Consider the following 20,442-nt stretch of genomic DNA (forward strand, 5'->3'; position numbering starts at 1 on the left):
AAGGTATTGTCTGCCGGGCACTTTTATACGGCGAATACGGGCTTGCACTAAATTTCCCACTTGCAAACCTCAAAAGCAAAGTGTAAATTTCATTACAAACTGAATGCTTGAAACACCTCCTGGTTTTGCTTTCCTTTTGGTCCCACGGTTACCTTGTGGCCCAGGCCATTCAGCAAAAGTTGTCATCACCCTTTTCGCCCACCGCAGTATATAGTAGCGCATTCATTGACGTTTTATCAGGCACAGCAAACCAGGCAGCACTCGCCAGCCTGGAAGCTCCGGCATTTGGTATTGTGGGAGAACGACGGTTCATGCTAGCCGAAATGACCCAGCTTACGGGATTAGTGACATTGCCTGCCGGCCAGGCAGTAATTGCTTTACAGGCTGACTACTTCGGTGGACAATCCTATAACGAAACAATGCTTGGATTTGCTTATGGCAGAAAGGTTTCTTCTGAGATACAGGTCGGTGCAAAACTGAACTGGTACAATATGCGCATGGCCGGGTACGGCAATGCGGCGAGCTTCAATTTCGAAGCGGGAATCCTTGTTCACCTGACCAAACAACTACATGCCGGGTTTCATATGTACAACCCGTTTGGCTCACCAGTGGGAAAGGTTCACGAAAGGCTTCCGTCGATCTTTAAAGCAGGCTTTGGCTACCAGGGAAGTGAAAAGCTGTTTGTTGGCGCTGAAATTGTGCGACGTGAAAACCTTCCGGTTTGCCTCCAGGTTGGTCTGCAATACAAGGCCCACGAGCGGCTCATTTTTCGTGGTGGTGTTTCCACGATAAACACGGGGCATTATGCCGGAATCGGGCTGGTGCTTGGTCAACTTAGAATCGACATCCAAGTCGGGTACCATCAACAACTGGGTTTTACACCTGGGTTCGGCCTATTGTACAACCTTGAAAATGCCGGTGTAGATTGAAGAAGCAGGTATTCTTAATCGGCCTGCTGCATGCTTCGTTGTGCGTGATCGCCCAGGTAGAAGAGGCTTTGCCACCTGTTAAGGTGGAACAGCAATTTGAGAACCTTGCTGAGCAAACGGAGGTGGAAGCAGAAGACGATACTTACCTGCAGTCACTTGTACAATTCCGGAGAAATCCCATTGACATTAACACTGCTGACCCTGCAACGCTAAAGGAATTATTGGTACTAACCGATCTGCAGATTCAGCAACTGGTAAAATACCGTTTACTGCTGGGTAAATTCATCAGCCTTTATGAACTACAGGCAGTGCCTTCATGGGATCCCGAGACCATTCGAAAGGTTTTACCATATGTAATGATCGGCAATCCCGTTAGTGCAAAGGCCGACCTTAAGGATAGATTGTCGTCCGGACAGCATACAATGCTTTCAAGGGTACAACAGGTGCTTGAGAAAAGCGAAGGCTATTTACGCCCCGACAGCATAACCAACCGTTACCTCGGGAGCCGCCAGCGAATTTTACTTCGTTACAAATACGTGTACCGGAACCTGTTGCAATATGGCTTTACCATTGATAAAGATGCCGGGGAGCGCTTAATCAGCAAGGGCCAACCAGGGGGTTTAGATTTTACTTCCTTTCATGTTTTTGCGCGCAATATGGGTTTGGTAAAAGCGCTTGCGCTGGGTGACTACACCATCAATATGGGTCAGGGCCTGATACACTGGCAGAGCCTTGCTTTTAAAAAAAGTGCAGAAGTGCTTGCCGTGAAACGCCAGGCCGAAGTTATACGGCCGTACAATGCGGCTTCAGAAATCAACTTTCACCGCGGAGCAGCCCTTACGCTTGCCGGTAAGCACCTGGCGTTTACAACTTTTATTTCGTCGCGCTTACTGGATGGCAATTTGCAGCCAGAACCATCGGCCATTAATGATGGCTACATTTCTTCATTGGTAACAACAGGTTATCATCGTACCCCTTCGGAACTGGCCGATAGAAATACACTGCGTGAAACGGCTTTGGGTGGCAACCTGTCGTTTAACAGAACGGCATTTCACCTTGGGGCGAACTGGATTCAATATCATTTCTCCAAACCATTTAAGCGCGAGCTCCAGCCATACAACCAATTTGCCATACAGGGAGATCGCTGGTTGAATTACAGTATCGATTACAGCTACACCCATCGCAATCTTCACCTGTTTGGTGAAGCAGCCGCGGACAAACGAAAAAATGTTGCAGTCGTGCAAGGATTGCTGCTTAGTCTGAATGCCCGGGTTGACGCTTCATTGGTTTACCGCAACCTGCCGGCCAAATTTCAATCCATAAATGGCAATGCTTTTACGGAAGCTACCTTGCCATCAAATGAAAGCGGCATGTATGCAGGTCTTGCGGTCCGGCCGGTAAAACACGTGCGGCTCGACGTGTATGCTGACCTGTTTAAGTTTCCCTGGTTACGTTTTAGGGTTGATGCACCTTCAACGGGTTCCGACTACCTGGTTCAACTTACCTACAAGCCAAACAAACTGGTAGAACTTTCCGCGAGGTTCCGGTCGGAGAATAAGGCGATGAACATCTATGGGCTCGCGCAACCCACCCGACCGGTTGTTAACAGGGTCAGGCAAAACTGGAGGACACACTTTAGTTATAAAGCCGGTCACATCACCTTGCGGAGCCGTATTGATGTGGTTAGTTTTAAAGCGCCCCTAAATGCAATTGCAGAACAGGGATTTGCCACCTATGTTGATGTAAGTTATAAGCCACCGCTAAAGCCCATCGGTCTTGGAGGACGTTTGCAGTATTTCGAGACCGATGGCTTCGAAAGCAGGATATACAGCTTTGAAAGTGATGTCTTGTACAGTTTTTCCATCCCGTTCTTTTCCGGGAAGGGCATGCGCTACTATGTAAATATCAATTACGATATCAATAAAAAGGTTACCTGCTGGTTTCGATTTGCCAAAACCCTTTACCGCGATCAATCTGCTATAGGCAGTGGACTTGACGAAATTCCTGGTAACAAAAAGTCGGAGGTTAAACTGCAGGTGCTTTACGTACTGGGTAAGGGAGCCGGGTGACCCGGTAGCACATACAGCACAAAACGGAGATAAAGGCCTGGTTAACCATTTAATAAAACCTTGATTTTATCCTCCTAAAAACGCCAGCTATCCCAAATGCTTAATTATTTCTTAATAAGTGCACTTTGTGCAATGAAATAGTATCGGATCCGTTTATATTCCATACCCCTTTTCAACGGACTTTATTGTCTGCTCAACCTTATTACACCAGTTGGCTTCGAAACATTGGAATGTGTTGACACAAATGTGCCATCGCGTTCTGCTCAACTCTAGTTGCTAACCAGAATTCAGCGTTGTAACCTTTGAACCATCGAACGACCTTTAGCTTAGGCTAAGGGTTTTTTGTTTTAGCAATCCTTTATAGAGGAACGATGAAAACATTCCAGCGCATTCCCGGTCATGCGGCTCGTATATCGTAATTATTCCTGCTACTGCTCCCGGGTAGCCATCAACCGAAGTTGCAATTATTTGCTAACTATCAAGCGAATCGTGCACCGGGTTTATAGCTGAGCTTTCTATAGGCTCTGTACTCGTCCTGTTCAACTTGTTTCCGATTGTATTGTCGATAAGCGTTACTGCCGATGAACGTAGTGCGTCGCAACCGGGGCATCATCTGTGTTACTGTCGCCTGGTCCATAAAAAAAATATTTTCTGTACTACGTTTGGCTATCCGGGGTTGCTTTCGTTTTCAATTATCAGCAGAGATTTTTAAAAAGTAGTGGTGACACAAGTACATGGCTTTTGTAAGCCATCAAGCATTGCCTTGCAACTGGTAATATTCAAATAGCCATTTGCTTAGGTTATACCTTTCATTTGAACTTGTGAAGACCTTCGCTAATGCAAATGGTAAGGCATAAAAAAAACCGGCGGGTTTTGACCGCCGGTTTTTTTTATGTAAGTATTCAGAGTGTACTACCTGCTTCTTTTGTAAACAAGGGTATCGGTGAAACTCAACGGCTCAAATGCCGGCTGCTCCATCAGGAAAGAAAGATAAGCTGTTTTAGTAGCGGGGTCGTAACGACTGTCGGGCACCGCCGTGTTCATCCTTGCAGCACGACCGTTTGCCGGGTTAACAATGTAATTTTTTACACTTACCAGTTTGTTGCTTGCATCAAACGTAAACTCAGGTGTAAAGGTACCAAGGCGACTAACTGAATTGTCGTTAAGCACAATAGGATGGGTATAGTCGTTCGAGTACTGCGAGTTAAAAAGGGCAACCGAGTTGGGCCCGGTTGTAACCAATTGAACATCGTACGGCCATGTCCATGACGACCTGGCGAATGTGGGTCTGTCTGCATTTGCACCCATTCTGGATTTTAAAGAATAAACACCATCGAATTTATTCTTTGCACCTACTTTGTAAACCACTTTACCAAAGTTGCCACTGATAACACCAAAATTGGTTGACTGAATAGCAACAGGCAGTGCATAGGTTTTTGTAAAATCGAATTGTTCTGTTTTCAACTTAACCACGAACCTTCCTTTACGCTGACCTTTCGGTATGGTTACCGTTGTTGGCAAGGTGTAAAGCGTTGTTGGTAAAATGGTGTAGGTAGTATGAGCGGTATCATTGTAAGCTTTTAAAACACCAGGGTCCACTGCAAGCTGTACTGTAATGTCCTGTGGTGCAACTTCATCGCCGGCGTAATTAACCGTTAACTCCAGGTTTGACTCAGGCGCGATATCGAAGGATTTGCTAAACAGCGGATATGGGCTGGCGGTAGTCGACTCCACGGGACCAATGTTTTCAAGCTCCAGCACATTGGGTATCATGTCGGGGTCGAACAGGGGTTTATCTTTTAAGCACGCGGTAAAAGAAACGCTTAAGATGAGGGCCAATAATTTTATGGAGGTTTTCATGTTCTTATTTTAGGTGGTGTTAATTAGAGAGCCCAGAAGATTTTCGATGACGTGGAGGTCACATTTTTTGGAACATTAGCCTGGTTGTATCGAAATTCTGTTTCCGGGTAAAGTATACGTGTAGGTAAGCGGTCGGGCCTGTTAGCCTGCGATACGCTTGAAGCAAACGTAAGTTTCGCATCAGACGATCCTGCAACGACTCTTGGATACCCGGTTCTGCGGTATTCGTTCCATGCTTCGTGGCTATGGATCATATTTAAAGCAATGTACTTTTGGGTGATGATTGCTTCAATTTTTTGATCGTTGGTTGTAGCAAGGGCAAAGTTTGCAAGATACCTGGTGTTGTTTGCGGCAATATAATTTGCAGCCGCAGTTGTTGGATTCCTTCCTGCTGCAACGGTGTTCTGTGCATTTTTGTACAAGTACCTGAATGATGCTTCGATACCCTTGTTGAAATTGGTTGCTGCATCACCGGTTAAGATTCCCCTGACGTTAGCTTCAGCTTGTAAAAAGAAAACCTCAGATAATAAGAAAATTGGCTGACCTGCATCGAACCCTTTGAATATACCCAGCTGAGTATAGTCGGTTGCACTTGTACCGATAAACCATGAGTTAGGCGTTGCACCTCTTGCGGCATCTGAACCCTGGTAACCCAATTGGTTCTTCGGTGTGTTAACACCATTTGTACCTGTCCATGCTTTATAAGTTACCCTTCCTCTGCCGGTATCAACCAGTTTCGAGTCGTCGTAAAAACTCAGGATAAAAGGAGTGGGCACGTACTGCGCGCCAACTGTTCTTGCAGCGTTTGCAGGTGAATACGCGAAGGCATCCCAATGTGGATTTTGTTTACCATCGATCCTTGCATAACCAGGATTGATGATCGCATCGTCTTCCAGGAAACCGGAATTGTCGAAAGTGGTATTTACAAATGCTACTTTGTCTTTTGCACGAACAATCAGCCTTAGCTTGATGGTATTTGCAAGTTGGATCCATTTAGAAACATCACCTTTAAACATGACATCTGCTGCAGAAGTTAGTGCCATTGGCTTCTTGTCGTCCTCTGTTTGGCTCCTGGCAGTTTTGATGATCAAAATAGCAGAGTCTAGCTGAACAGCAAGGTCCTTGTAAATGTCTTCAGCTTTATCGTACTTCGGCTGTAAGTTGGTGGTTCCCTGGAATGCATCGGTATAGGGAACATCGTTGTAAGTATCCACCAGCAATTGAAAGTTATAAGCCTTCATGATCTTTGCTGCAGCATTGTAATAGGCATAAGACGTTTTGCCTTTTGTTCCCTCAAGAACATATTGAAAATCCTGGAGAATGTCGTAAGTGTTGCCCCACAGATTTGAGAACTCAGATGTGGTATAATTGTAAGAGATGATGGAACCCCATCCGCTCACCCCACCGCCATTAGCAAAGTAGCCTACTGCCTGTCCGCCATAGTTATTGAAGGTTACAACATTCTGCGCGGTACGGGTAATAGCTTGTGGTAGTACCAGTTCAGGAGTGGAATAGGTAGCATTGTTTGGATTGACATTGATATCCAGGTATTTTTTGCAGGATTGCGATACCATGAGTACCGTCCCGAGTATAAAACCAGTCAGTATTTTTTTCATAAGTGCTTTAATTAAAACGTAATTGATAGGGTAGCGCCATAATATCGCGAAGGAGGTGTTTGTCCCAGGTTGGTTAAACCAATTGCATTACCACTGCTTGAACCGTTACCATCGCTATATTCCGGATCGGTATATACGTTTGATTCAGGCAAAAGGATGAGCAGGTTACGCCCTTGCAAACTGAACGTTGCAGCCTTGATAAAGTGAATACGGCTTAACAGGGAAAGCGGGATATCGTACGAAAGTGTGACCTCGCGAAGTTTCCAGAATGCAGCAGAGGTGAGGTAGTTCTCATGTATGCCGGTACGTGGGCCTGCAATTGTCCAATAGCCCGGACCACCATCACGAACGGTAACGTTGGTGTTCGCAACATAAGTTCCTTTGTTGGCAGGATCTTCGTAAGATGAGTTGGGCATAACAAAACGATCGCGGTTAAATACGGTTGAATTGTAAGAAGAACCCGAAAAGTCGAATGTGCTTCCGCCTGCATTATAGATGAAGTGACCACCACGGTATTCAGCAAGTGCACTAAACCTGAAGCCTTTAAACCTTACTACAAGGTCGGTACCCAGGATGTGCTTTGGAGTGGCACTACCCAGGATAGAAATGGTGTCGGTTGCAGAAGGATAACCGGTTACACGATCTACAATAATTCTTCCCTGTGGGTCACGCCTGTGTGTAGTGCCCATCAAAACAGGGAATGGCTGGCCGGCAACGGCATAAGAACCTGCGCCGCTTCCATAAGTACCAAGCGACAAACGGGGTAGGTCGTTGCTGATTGAGATAACCTTGTTGTCATTATAAGTGTAGTTACCACCAACAGTCACTTCCCATGATTTCGATCTGATTGGCGTGATGTGTAAGGCACTTTCGATACCCTTACTGCTGGTAAGACCGGTGTTTACGAGGTATGTTGAGTAACCACTGGTTGAGGAGATACCTGTTGCTACTGTTTGATCTTTTGTTTTGGTGCTATACCAGGTAAAGTTTGCGACAACACGTTGCTTCAGCATGGTAAGGTCAAATCCACCTTCCCAGCCTGTAGTGATCTCAGGTTTCAGGTTTTTAGAAACTACCTGGTTGCCCACGCTAAATCCACCCTGGCCATTATAAGGGAAACCGGCACCCTGGTTAAATGTTGGATCTAATCGGTATGCGCCAAAGTTTCCACCAAGATTCACCTGGCCTACTTTAGACCAGCCACCTCTTAATTTCAAAAGGTTGATTTCTTCAATGTTGTTAAGGAAAGGAAGTGCTTCCGCAGGAATGAAGGAAACATCTACCGATGGATAGAAGAACGAGCGGTTTTCAGGCAACAGGGTTGAAACAAAGTCGTTCCTTCCGGTAGCGTGTAAAAACAAGAAGTTTTTGTAACCGATATTCAGGTCGCCATAAACCCCAAGCTGGCGCGCCTGGAAATTACTTTCATTAGCCGACGGTGTATTTGTGCTGTTTCCAAGATTGAACAAACCGGGAATAACAAGACCATTAACACTTGCGCTCATGTTTTTTGACTCATCCTGCCGTAAGCTTCCACCCGCAGTCAACCTGAAATTAAAGTCATTGAGGTTTTGCCTGATTCCAATCTGGAAATCGGAGTTGATCCGGGTTGAATACGATGCGCCATCCTCAACGTCGCCGACAACGTCAGTTTTCTTGTATGTTCCCGTGGTAGTTCCCTTGGTATAGTCACTGTAACGGAAAATATCCGAGGTGTTTGAATAAGACTGGTTCCGGGTACTGATACCTATTCTGTAGGTGAAGTCTAACCAGCTAAGTGGTGTAAATTTCAGATCAGCGCTTCCTACGAAGTAATCGTTCCGGTTAACCTGGCGGTAATTATCAGCAAGGAAATAAGGATTGTTATAATAGTCGTTATAATAACCATTTGGGTTAGCAAACGGGTTGTTCCTCCAGTCTTTGTATTGTGTTAAGGGTGCTTGTCCCGGAGTATTCAACAGGTTATTATAGATAGATGATGTTTGTGTAGTAATATTATACCTGTTTTGGGTATAGCCGGCAGTGTATGTAAGGTCGAGGTTATTGACGATCTTGTTTGTACCATTCAGGCGCAATGACGTCCGGTTGTACTTGTCGCCGGGTGTGGTGCCTTTAACACCTGCGTACTGGCCGGAAAGATAAATGGTAGAGCGCTCTGTTCCTGATGAAATTGAGAAGTCTGATTGGTTGGTAACACCGGTTTCCCAGAACTTCTTTTTTTCGTTGGTATTCATGTAAGGAACCTTCTGGATGCTGCCATCTGCCAGTGGAATTCCAAGGTCACGGGCAACCCCATCATATGCTGGTCCATATTGCTGGTTTTCCCAAGCTGTATAAACCTGTACATCGTTGTCGGAACCTGATCCGAAACGGGTATTTAACTTTGGATAGAAAGCCACCTGTTCTGTAGTAACTGTCTGGGAAACCCGGATAGCTGTTCTTCCTTTTGAACCTTTTTTTGTGGTAACGAGGATCGCACCATTTGAAGCTTCTGAACCGTATAAGGCTGCTGCACTTGAACCGTTCAGGACCGTTACATCAGCAACATCTTCAGGGTTCAGGTTACTTAGAACGGCATTTGGAACAATCACGTTGTCTAATACAATCAGGGCTTCGTTGTTACCAGTCAGAGAACGCATGCCCCTTAGTACAACGCGATAGTTTGGATTAACTCCACCACTTGTTCCGCTGATCATAAGACCAGGAACCTTTCCCTGCAATCCTGCAGCGATGGTTACCGGCTTCGCAGCTACAAGCGCTTCATTTTTGATGGTTGTTGAATTGTAACCCTGTTCACGCACCCTGGTTCTGATACCCGCGGCAGCTACGATTACTTCATCCAGTTGTCTTCCACTAGCCTGCATAGTGATATTTACCGTTCCACCTGCATCGATGGTAGCGGTCTGGTTTACATAACCAACAGAGCTAAAATTGAGGGTTTTTGCACTCGCTGGCACATTCAATGAAAATGCGCCACTTGCATTTGTTTGCGTACCAACGTTTGAGCCGGGTACTAAGATCGAGACGCCTGAAAGAGGAGTCCCATTGTCCTGGGTTGTTACGGTGCCTTTAACAACCCTGGTTTGGGCATATGTTATTACAGTACATAGCAATAACATTGTAGCCAGGGATACAATTTTTCTCATGTGTGTTTTTTTTGTACAATGGCAATATACGGAAGTGTGAAAACAAAAAGTTAAATCGGAGGAACGGTGTATGAAAATGTGTACAATTTACAGTTGAAGATCAATAAATTCCTGCTCCTGACTGCTTTTCTGCTCTTAGTGAGTGTTTTATGCCAGGTAAGCTGGGATGTTTAAACAACTATTTGGTAAAAAAACGACATGCACTTACCTCTATTATAAACAGGAGATGTTGACGCATTTTCACCCACGGTTTTGCCTGATAATACTTCCGGTGCTTCCAACAGACGCGCATCTTATCATCATTGCATCACCGACTTCCTGCTCAGCCAATCTTAGGCGGTTGTTGGCATGCCTGAAGAGAGAAGCCGTTTCACAGCCGCGGGAGCATCGCGATGAGGATGTTCCTATTGCCTTAGTTCCACAGCGTGAACCTTTCAGGCACGGGATTGGGCGCTTTACTAGATCAGCAATCTAACCCCAGGGCAAACGCATTTTATGCAGTTATCTCAAGGGTGCCCGGCGCTCGATTCTGTCCTTTCCGGTCACTCAACCCACCTGGCCATTGCTTATATTTACGGTGTCAAATTGTACCGCACATGAGAAAAGCTTTATGCATGATATTCCTGCTATTACTGTCTTCAATCCTGGCCATTTCACAGGTTAGGGTGATTACGGGTAAGGTAGTGGATCAAAAAGGTGAGCCTGTACCGTATGCATCGGTGAAGATTAAAAATGCAACGGGGGGAGTAGCTGCTGATGCAAATGGAGTCTTCAAAATACAGGCAATTGAAGGCGCCATCCTGGTTGTAACAAATGTTGGTGGAAGTACAAAAGAAATTACCGTAGGGGCTGCAAACACTTATACCATCACCCTGCCCGCTTCAAACACCGAACTTTCGGCGGTGGTAGTCACTGCACTTGGCGTGAGAAGATCAGTCAAGTCTACAACGTTTGCCACACAAACAGTCACCGCCGACAGGTTAACCCAAACCAGAGAACCGGATCTTACCAATGCACTTGCCGGTAAAGTTGCAGGGCTGCAGGTGCTCGGACAGTCGGGTTCGAGGCTGGGCGATGCGGGTGTGGTTCGACTCAGGGGGGCCGCTGCAATTGCCGACGTTTATGCAATTTATGTTGTGGATGGAACAATCGTAACCAATGTAAATGATATCAATACCGATGACATTGCGAATGTTTCTGTTCTGAAAGGGCCTAACGCAACTGCTTTATATGGTCAGCGTGCACAGGGTGGAGTCATCGTAATCACTACCAAAAAAGGTTCCCGGAACAGAAAACTAGCCGTAGAGTTTAACCATACAACTACTGCCGAAAGGATCAACGTGCTTCCGGACTATCAGAATACTTACGGTGGGGGCAATTCTGAATCATGGAAAACTTTCAACTACACTCCGGGTGTTAATCCGGCGGATTGGTCAGTGTTAAACGGAAAAAGGTACCACAACTATTCCGCCGACGAAAGTTGGGGACCAAGGATCGACGGTGGTGAATATATACCCTGGTATGCCTGGTACCCGGGGAGTCCATATTCTTTTAAAACCGAAAATTATGTTGCTCAGCCCGACAACATAAGAGCGTTCTTCAACACGGGGGTAACCGTAAACAACAATATCAACCTTGCATCCGGCGGCGATCGGTATACAACCCGTTTTTCAATTACCAACCTCATCCATACAGGGGTGTTGCCCGAGTCAAAGCAAAACAAAACCACCTTCTCTACTCAAACAGGATATGATCTCACGAAGAAACTTTCGTTTTCACTAAATGCAACTTACTCAACGGAAAAGCTCAACGGCGACTTCAACGATGATTATTCAAACTTTACAGCCGGAAGCTTCAATCAATGGTTCCAGCGTGATTTGAATATGGCCCGGTTAAAGGAGCTGTCAACCTTGAAAACTCCCACGGGAGTGTTCGCATCCTGGAACCATTCCGATCCCGGAAGCATTACCGATTATACCACTCCCGGGTTTAATTCCGCGAACTTCTGGTATAATCCTTACACGTGGCTTGAGCAGAGAAGCCTTGTTCAAAACAGGTACAGGTTACTGGGTGATGTAGGCCTGAGATACCAGCTCGCTCCTGACTGGGATATCAAGGGAACCTACCGCTTCAATTATCGTACAACCAAAGTTGAGTCTAAAGTGCCCAGTATCATCGAAGAGGGCGGATTTCAAACCGGCACCTATGCGGAATATGGACTCGACAACTCAAAATATTTCGAGCAGAATATCGAATTGATATCAACCTATAAAAAGAATTTCAACGATATCAGCCTCGACCTACTGGCAGGAGCGAACTTCCTTAAGTGGAGAACCCGCGACTCCACACGGAACACCAATGGCGGACTAACCGTGCCCGACTTATTTACCATAGACAACAGCGCAACAAAACCGGCAGATCTTACAGCAGTCTATTCTGACAAAGAAGTACTCAGTTTTTTCGGACGTGCAACAGTGGGCTACAAAGACTTCCTGTTTGCAGACCTTACCCTGCGCCAGGATTATAGTTCCGTACTCCCTAAAAACGATAATGGCTACCTGACACCATCAGCGGGGTTAAGCTTTGTGTTCTCTGATTTCGTTAAATCAACCCTGCCCGAACTGTCGTACGGTAAACTCAGGGCAAGCTGGGCACGGATCGGAACAGATGCGGTTAACCCATATGCCATAAACTTTGCTTATACAACCAGTAACATCGGTTATAACAACGAATACTTTTATACCGGTGTTCCAAACACCCAGGTTGATCCTAACCTGCGGCCGACCATTAACTCGGCTTACGAAGCCGGTCTTGACCTCCGGTTTTTTAAGGACCGGATGGGCTTAAGCACGACCTACTTCTACGAGGTAAAGAAAGATGATATTGTAACCACCGACATCTCCACTGCAAGTGGTTTTCGCAGGAAGACATTCAATGTTGGCCAGGTAACAAGACAGGGCCTGGAACTCCAGCTTGACCTGCGGCCTGTACAAACAAGAAACTTCAGGTGGGATGTCGCGGCCAACTGGTCACGGATTAGATCTATAGTTAACCGGATCTCGGAACAGACAAAAACCATCAACTTATCTGCCCCCGGCTTTGTAACCACGGGACTTTCGTTTGGTAATCCACCATCACTTATTCTCCCGTCTGTGGTACACGTAGAAGGAGAGGCCTGGGGACAGCTCAGGGGCTTTGGCATTCAGAAGATTAATGGTTTACCGGTTTTAGGTACCGACGGTTTATTCAGGGAGCAGGCAAACGTAAACTTTGGAACAGTTCTGCCGAATTACACGGGAGGCTTCTTTAACCAGTTTGCTTATAAGAATTTTCGGTTAACCGCAACGATTGACTTCCAGCAAGGGGGTAAGTTCTTTTCACTCTCTGACTGGTTTGGCAGTTACACCGGCTTGATGGCCCGTACTGCGGAACTGAATGATAATGGGGTAAACGTCAGGGAGCCGGTAGAAAACGGGGGAGGTGTACACGTTTATGGCGTAAATGAAAGCGGTAAACCGGTAGATTATTATGTTGATGGCAAAACATACTTTAAACAGTTCTCTGATAATTCTTCAGGAATTGCCGACCTGTCGGTGTTCGATGCTACTTATGTGAAACTTCGCGAAGTAAGCCTGGGTTATACTTTCAACATCGGCGAAAATAAGGTAATCAAATCAGCATACATCTCGTTGGTTGCGCGCAACCCCTGGCTAATCTATAAGGCAAACCCAACCGTTGATCCGTCTGAGCTTTCCGATAGAAATGGTGAACAAGGCCAGTTACCCGGCACCCGTTCGCTGGGAATTAACCTTAAAGTGGGTTTCTAATTTTACAACGTCAAACAATTCCAATGAAATTCATCTATACAGCCCTGGCATTTTCGCTGTTGTTTTCTTCCTGTAAGAAGTACGACTTCGGCGATATTAATACCAACCCTGATCCAAATGTGAAGTCGATTCCAAATACCGCGGAACTGTTTACCAATGTTACCCGGCAGATTGCGGGTGACCTTACGATATCCGATGCCACCCCCGGTATTTATGTTCAATATTTTTCGGAAACACAATATCCCGGCGCATCTCTTTACAATATCTCGCGGTCGGATTGGACGGACTATTATGCGCTCCGCCCTGTAACAACAGATCTGTTTTTAGGCGGAGTATTGGAAAGCAGCTATGCAATCATTAACCTTAATACAGACCCTTCAACCGCACCCGCGGCGGCGCAAAATGGCTCAAACAAAAACCAGATTGCGATCGCCCGCATCATGAAAGCATACTTCTTTTCTATCGTTACGGATCGCTGGGGTGATATTCCGTATTCTGAAGCCTTAACCGGCGCAGTTTCTCCGAAGTACGACAAGCAAATGGATATTTACACAGACCTTTTTAAAGAACTAACAGAAGCGGTTGAGCAGTTTGAAACGGCTAGCACAACGGTTAAGGGCGAGTTGCTTTTTAAAGGCGATCCATTGAAGTGGAAACGGTTTGCAAATTCGCTCCGTATGATCCTCGCAATGCGGATTTCAAATGCCGATCCGGCAAAAGCAAGAACACAGTTTCTTGCTGCATACAATGATCCTGCAGGATGGATTGATGATAACAGTAAAAATGCGGCGTTTCCTTTTTTAAACAACAGGAACTTCCGTAACCCCTGGAATGAAAAGATTGATCAACGCGACGACCTCGCACCAAGTAACGTTTTCATCGATACGTTAAACGCATTGTCCGACCGCAGGATTGCAGCATATGCAACCCAGGCCAGCCCCGGGGTATACAGGGGTGCACCTTTTGGGTGGAACCAGGGCGCTATCCAAACCTGGGCCTCAAACAATTTGTATTCAAGAATTGGAACAAAGATCACCGCTATGGATGCTCCGGGTTACCTGGTTACTGCAGCCCAGATGCAATTGGTAAAAGCTGAGGCCGCCTTAAAAGGCTGGATCCCTGTCACAGAAATATCAGCATACAATTTCGCCATAAGGCAGAGCTGGGAACAATGGGGGGTTTATGATGCTGCTGCATTTACGAGCTACATCAATAATCCACGCGTAAACATCGGAACCGGTCTGGGCGATGCAGAAGGGATTAAAAGAAAGATTGGTTTACAAAAATGGATCTCGTTATACCCCAACGGGCAGGAAGAGTGGAGCGAGTGGAGGCGGCTGAACTATCCCACCTTAGCACCCGCAAGAGACGCGGGTGGTGTGGCAATACCAAAAAGGATGGGCTATCCCGGAAATGAACCTACCTTAAACGGAGCCAACTACCAAAGTCAGGTAGCAACAATGCCGGGAGGGGACACCCCGAATACACCCGTCTGGTGGGATAAGTAATCAACGGCATCATCACAACTAATATCATTATTATGTATCGTATCCAAATAAAAGCACTTTTTGTTTACCTGTTCGTTGTTGCAGCTCTTGCAGCCTGTTCGAAAGATATAAACACTGTTCCCGATGTAGCATATGAGGGTGCTCCCATGGTGAACTTCAACAATTATTACGACGATGATGGGATGGCAGGTTATACCAAATATGAGGCAGAACTTAAAGACTCATTTTTCACTGCAAACATCGAAGTTAAACTAACCAATACCACCGAAACGGCTAAGCAGAATATTAAAGTTTACCTGGTGAAAAATGATGCACTGGTATTTGATTACAATACCAAACATGGAACAACCTTGTTGCCACTGCCAGTAACATCTACCGCGTGGAGCCTCGATTTCACCCAACCCGTAATCATAAAAAAGGGTGAGCGTAAGGCCACCATACCGATTATGATTAACCCCTTGAAGTTTGACCTTGCAAAACAAAATGCTTTGGGTATCGCCATCGACAGGGTGGAAGGTGCTGCACTAAACACCGGGGATGAAAGTGCCCTGGTCATAGAATTTGGCGCCAGGAACAGGTATGATGGTTATTATGCTACAAAGGGCAGCGCCTTTCATCCAAGCTACAGCACGTATACCTGGAACTCCCAGGGAGTTTTCGAGTGTGGAGAAGGTTTTGCGCTGGTAACCTCCGGGCCAAATTCCGTTGACCTGAACCCGGGTCAACCACTGTTTACTGCAGGTTCGCTCACGTACTTTGCGGCAGTCGTGCCAAGGTTTACGGTTAACCCGCAAACGAACAAGGTTACAATAAGCTCAACAATTCCAACTACAGTTTTCGTGCAGTACCCAACTTATGATAGCCGGTACGATCCTGCTACCAAAAGCTTTTATATAAAGTATGGCTGGAGTGGCGACAGGGTGGCCACCGATACATTTACCTACTGTGGTCCCCGGTAAGCGTACTTCGGGTCACGTTTTTATAGCTGCAATCCTTGCCGGTTGCGGCTTCTTTTTTATTGGTTAACTAATCAATTCCATTCTTTACTTTTGAAAAAAATGTTTATGTCCCAGGATCAACAACAGGCTAACCAGATTAACATCGAGATAAGTGAAGAAGTGGCGGAAGGAAGTTATGCCAACCTCGCGATTATCACCCATAGTCACGCAGAATTTGTAATTGACTTTGTAAACGTGATGCCTGGTACACCAAAAAGTAAAGTTAAGAGCCGCATCATTTTTACACCCATGCATGCAAAGCGCTTTCTGAAGGCGCTTGAAGACAATGTAAATCGTTACGAGGCTGCTAACGGCACTATCCAGGACCTTGAACAGGTAGAATTACCGCTGCATTTCGGCGGACCAAGCGCGCAGGCGTAATTAGATCAGCCTTTTTTTGGTAGCCGGCAGCCGATTATCTATTAAACTCCGGTTGTGTCACTCACTTGTACCCCATCTTTTCAAGCAGCTTTTTTAAAACTCCGGGCGAACCAAACAACATAAAGCTGGCGAGCTGATTTAATTAGAAACATCTGGTTTGCTCTCCAGCCGTATACGTAAGTCTGCACCTGTGAACCGGTTCGAACGGGAGTGCCAGCCAACAGGGGTTCAAAGGCGGCTATTTTAAACATCCAAAAAAGAAAAGTAGGTAAGACATCGAACGTTTACCTGCAGGAAGATTTTCTTACTGCCACCAATAAAAAAAGCCGGTAATGTTACCGGCTTTTTAATTGAACTAATGTTGAAGATTACTTATTTGGATCCAAAGCTTCGACAATCCTTGCTGAGACATCCTGTAAATGGTACTTGCTAAGTTTATCGGTAGTGCCGGGAATAGCAGCAATTACCTCCGCATTAACCATCCTTAAATATGCCCTTGCAATAGAAGGAATATCGGTGTTCTTAATATTGGGTGAAAGTGCGGCGAATTGCGCGGGTAATCCTGCGGTACTTGGAACCGACGGCCGCAATAAGCCTGCAACGATGTCAACATAAGTTTTCTGCAGGTTTCTACGCCATGGGTCAATTGCCTTTTTGGTTTTAAGCTCCAACCAAATGCTGTTCTTAAGATCGGTCATCATTTCGTCTACCCCGTAAGCCTCGGATCCAAAGCGGTTTGCCGAAATAAGCATACGGTTCAGCCGGGCATTGCTCAACAGGCTGCTTAATGCGTTGGTTTGAACAGTTTGGACCGTTTCGTTTGAAACCGGTTGAGTTATCTTGTTAAGTATGTCCTTATCAACAAGCCAGGTAGGTGTTGCGAAAACCTGTTTGTCCAGGAATGACATGGCTGCTCGTTGAGAAGCCTTGGGTGAAGGTTCGTAAACATTTCCTTCTTCTTCAATACTCTTAAAAGTTTCCTGGATACCGCCAACGGATTTTGCTACGTGGTTTACATAGCGGTTAAACTGGCTTACCACCTGGCTATACATGCCCGAAAGATTGCGGTAAGTATCTCCTTCCTTCTTCGTCCATTCAGGTAAGTTTTTCAGAACTACCTTAAGGTTTTGAATACCATATTCGCTTGCCTTTGCGCTGTTATCGCTAAGGTCTTCTGTTTGTGCGCGTGGATCGTTGTTGGAGCCTTCGCCGCCAAACCAGAGCCTTGGGTTTTTCGGAACCCTGTCGAGCACCCATTTGTTTACAATCTTCCGGTCTTCCTCTACATTCTTTGCGCCCGTCCAGCGGTAACCCCACTCGATGGCCCATTTATCGTAGTCACCTATGCGCGGATAAAGGCCTTTGCTGCTAACGTTGTCTTCAGGCTGAGCAACATAATTGAAACGTGCATAGTCCATGATAGACGCGGTATGGCCATTGGCTTCAACCCATGCTTTATTCCTGAGGTTTTCAACCGGTGTTTTGCTGCTGCTACCCATGTTGTGGCGCAAGCCAAGGGTATGGCCCACTTCATGCGACGATACAAAACGGATCAAATCACCCATCAGGTCGTCGTCAAATTCCATTTTTCTTGCACGTGGATCAACCGCACCAGCCTGGATCATATACCAGTCGTGAAGCAGTTTCATCACGTTGTGATACCAGCCGATGTGACTCTCGAGGATTTCGCCGCTGCGCGGATCGTGTACCTGCGGACCATATGCATTTTGGGTTTCCGAAGCAAAGTACCTTAATACGGAAAAGCGTGCGTCTTCAAGACTCATTGTAGGGTCGTTTTCAGGCCATTCTTTTCCCACGATTGCATTTTTCCAACCTGCTTTTTCAAAAGCTGCCTGCCAGTCGTTAATGCCCTGGATTAAAAACGGCCTCCATTTCCGGGGGGTTGCCGGATCAATATAATATACAATCGGCTTTTTAGGTTCTACAAGCTCACCACGCAGGTATTTTTCTACATCTTCAGCTTTTGGCTCCAGCCTCCAGCGAATGGCAAAAATGGTATTATCTACATTTTGCTGGTTGTCATTGTACTCAACAAAGCGATCTGCAAAAAATCCAACCCGTGGATCATAAGTGCGGCGACTCATCGGTTGAGCCGGTAACAGCTGCATGGATGTATTCAGTTCCAGCGTTACGGCACCCGCAGCGCTTGCAGCCGGCAAACTTGTAGATGGTGATGGCGACGGTAAAGCAAACGGGCTGCTTGCTGAAGCGTTGTATGTTTTAACGGTTCTGATTTCGGTGTTGATCGGAAAAGTTGAGATCTTATCGATATAGGAACGGTCGGATGCAAGTGCAGTCAAGCTATACTGACGTTTTGCATTCGCATCAAGGCCAACAACTTGGTTATCGCCTTTAAAAAAGTCGGTTACATCAATGATTGCTGAATTGCTGTCCCTTCCCAGTGCTTTAATATCGAATGCTGCTGCTATTGGCTCAACATTACTGTTTTTTACCGCTATGGAAATCGGTTGCGAAGAGTCGGAGGCCACGTTAACCGTGGTAACTACACGCATAAATACGCGGTTGTCAGGACCTCTTTCAAAACGTACCGTTTGGGTGTTTACTTCTTCACCGCCATAACCTGCTCCTGTGGCACTCTTACTCACCCTTGTTACTGCTATGATCTCTCTGCCGAATACTGTTTGAGGAATTTCAAAGTAGTATTTGTCTTCAACTTTGTGCACGGCAAACAAGCCTTTCTGACTGATCGCTTTATCTGTGATCACGTCCTTATAAGGCTTAGGACCTGTTTTTGGAGCGGATGCGGCTCCGCCCGGAGTTGGCAACCCGGCAGGTAGTGAAGGAGCCGGTCTTTGCTGCGCCATAGACACCTCTGCTACGCCACCCAACAAAAACAGTAATAGAAGTTTTTTCATATATGTTTATACATTATTAGTTGCCGTGAAGATACTAAACGCACACTATTACCATAAAGTTAAATTGGCCATCTTCAGCCTTCTGAAACAATAGCTGGTTAGCCTTCAAAAAGGCGCGTAAGTCAACTTAAAATCCTAGATTTAGCTGCGGGTAGTTTGTTGCTCAAGGGTTCTTTTATTGATTTACGCACAACGGTATTCTCATGAGTGCGGAACCCGTGTTACCATTGAACCTTAGTTTTGGACAATCAACGTTGTTCCCGGGCAGCCAGGTAAGCGGTTAGGGTACGTTTTGTTGTATTGTAGTTGATCGGGCTTTCGCGACCACTCCGCCACATGGCTAAGGCCGATGCCTGTCCGAGCCTACGGGTGGGCGGGACATCGGGTAACCTCTTTTTGATGGATCAGCCGGGTGCTTCAATCCTTACACATGTTTCACGAAAAACACCGGCTCTGTAGCAGTGCTCCGGCGAACCTAAGTACCTGCTATGAACATCGGTATCCCTGGTGTCCGTGCATTTGTGCACGGAAACCAGCAGGTTTAGGGGCTAGTGCAGGTGTTCGACATTAATGAGACGAACCTCCATAGAGTTGCAGGTTCTGTACACGGGCTTCCACATCTTTGTTGGGCAGTGTATTCAAGTTTTCGTATGAAGGGTACTTCCCTGGTACTTCAAGGCCGCATTGTACACGTAGTTTAAACCATTGAAGGTTCCAGCCACTGCTTAGTTAGTATTAATTAATCATCTCTAGGCCAATATTAACCGCGTATAAGCTTAAGATTAAAAGAAACTTAAATAACCTCGAACGGAAATATGGTGTTATGAAGGGGGCTATTTTCATGTTCTACTAAAAACGCTAACGATTGATTTTGAGCTCGCCTGGTAAAACTTTACCTCATCCTGTGCCGCATATTTCTGCTCCCCGGCCGGTAATATCTGTATACCGGATCTATGTTCAATCATCTGATAAAACTTTATTATAGATGCTTTAAAAAAAGATGGTAGATTGAACCCAATAATCTCAACTTTCACGACTACATGTGCTTCGAAATCATCAAGTGGTGGCACAGATTTGGTGGCTTTGATAAAATAGCGAACTTGTGTTTCTTCTTTTTAAAATTATTAGTCTTTTAAAAGTAATTTCCTTAGAATTGTGTCTTATTCATCGACTGTTTTTAATTATAACTTTAATCAATTACTAAAACTAAA

10 protein-coding genes are annotated in these 20,442 nt (G+C 45.8%); 6 read left to right on the plus strand and 4 right to left on the minus strand.

What is annotated here, in order from left to right; all coding sequences use genetic code 11:
- The first annotated feature begins 107 nt into the window (after window positions 1-107).
- Entirely contained in the window at window positions 108-929 is an 822-nt protein-coding gene (locus EXU57_RS20420) for a hypothetical protein (protein ID WP_133270109.1), read from the plus strand.
- Window positions 926-2,998: a ComEA family DNA-binding protein gene (locus EXU57_RS20425; protein ID WP_133270110.1), complete on the plus strand. Its 2,073-nt coding sequence runs from the start codon at window positions 926-928 to the stop codon at window positions 2,996-2,998. Before EXU57_RS20420 ends, EXU57_RS20425 begins: the two co-directional genes overlap by 4 nt.
- A 912-nt stretch (window positions 2,999-3,910) precedes the next feature.
- On the opposite strand, the gene EXU57_RS20430 is transcribed toward EXU57_RS20425, so the two are convergent.
- From EXU57_RS20430 to EXU57_RS20440, 3 genes are read right to left on the minus strand one after another with little or no spacing between them, the layout of a single operon-like run.
- Window positions 3,911-4,858: a DUF1735 domain-containing protein gene (locus tag EXU57_RS20430; protein WP_133270111.1), complete on the minus strand. Its 948-nt coding sequence runs from the start codon at window positions 4,856-4,858 to the stop codon at window positions 3,911-3,913.
- Window positions 4,859-4,881: 23 nt separating this feature from the next.
- Window positions 4,882-6,474: a SusD/RagB family nutrient-binding outer membrane lipoprotein gene (locus EXU57_RS20435; RefSeq protein ID WP_133270112.1), complete on the minus strand. Its 1,593-nt coding sequence runs from the start codon at window positions 6,472-6,474 to the stop codon at window positions 4,882-4,884.
- An 11-nt stretch (window positions 6,475-6,485) separates the two neighbouring features.
- Window positions 6,486-9,620: a SusC/RagA family TonB-linked outer membrane protein gene (locus tag EXU57_RS20440; RefSeq protein WP_133270113.1), complete on the minus strand. Its 3,135-nt coding sequence runs from the start codon at window positions 9,618-9,620 to the stop codon at window positions 6,486-6,488.
- A 596-nt stretch (window positions 9,621-10,216) separates the two neighbouring features.
- On the opposite strand from EXU57_RS20440, the gene EXU57_RS20445 reads away from it, so the two are divergent.
- From EXU57_RS20445 to EXU57_RS20460, 4 genes are all read left to right on the plus strand, one after another.
- Entirely contained in the window at window positions 10,217-13,447 is a 3,231-nt protein-coding gene (locus EXU57_RS20445; RefSeq protein WP_133270114.1) for a SusC/RagA family TonB-linked outer membrane protein, read from the plus strand.
- Between the two features lie 23 nt (window positions 13,448-13,470).
- The gene (locus EXU57_RS20450; RefSeq protein WP_133270115.1) at window positions 13,471-14,955 is read left to right on the plus strand and encodes a SusD/RagB family nutrient-binding outer membrane lipoprotein; all 1,485 of its coding nucleotides are present in this window, start codon (window positions 13,471-13,473) and stop codon (window positions 14,953-14,955) included.
- A 32-nt stretch (window positions 14,956-14,987) separates the two neighbouring features.
- Window positions 14,988-15,914, plus strand: coding sequence for a DUF1735 domain-containing protein (locus EXU57_RS20455; protein ID WP_133270116.1), 927 nt, complete (start codon window positions 14,988-14,990; stop codon window positions 15,912-15,914).
- 105 nt (window positions 15,915-16,019) lie between these two features.
- Window positions 16,020-16,334: a DUF3467 domain-containing protein gene (locus EXU57_RS20460; protein ID WP_133270117.1), complete on the plus strand. Its 315-nt coding sequence runs from the start codon at window positions 16,020-16,022 to the stop codon at window positions 16,332-16,334.
- Window positions 16,335-16,702: 368 nt separating this feature from the next.
- Here EXU57_RS20460 and EXU57_RS20465 read toward each other — a convergent pair whose 3' ends face one another.
- Window positions 16,703-19,231: a zinc-dependent metalloprotease gene (locus EXU57_RS20465; RefSeq protein ID WP_133270118.1), complete on the minus strand. Its 2,529-nt coding sequence runs from the start codon at window positions 19,229-19,231 to the stop codon at window positions 16,703-16,705.
- Window positions 19,232-20,442: the final 1,211 nt, after the last annotated feature.

Origin of the sequence: Segetibacter sp. 3557_3 (genome assembly GCF_004354985.1) — a bacterium.
Taxonomy (GTDB): Bacteria; Bacteroidota; Bacteroidia; order Chitinophagales; family Chitinophagaceae; genus Segetibacter.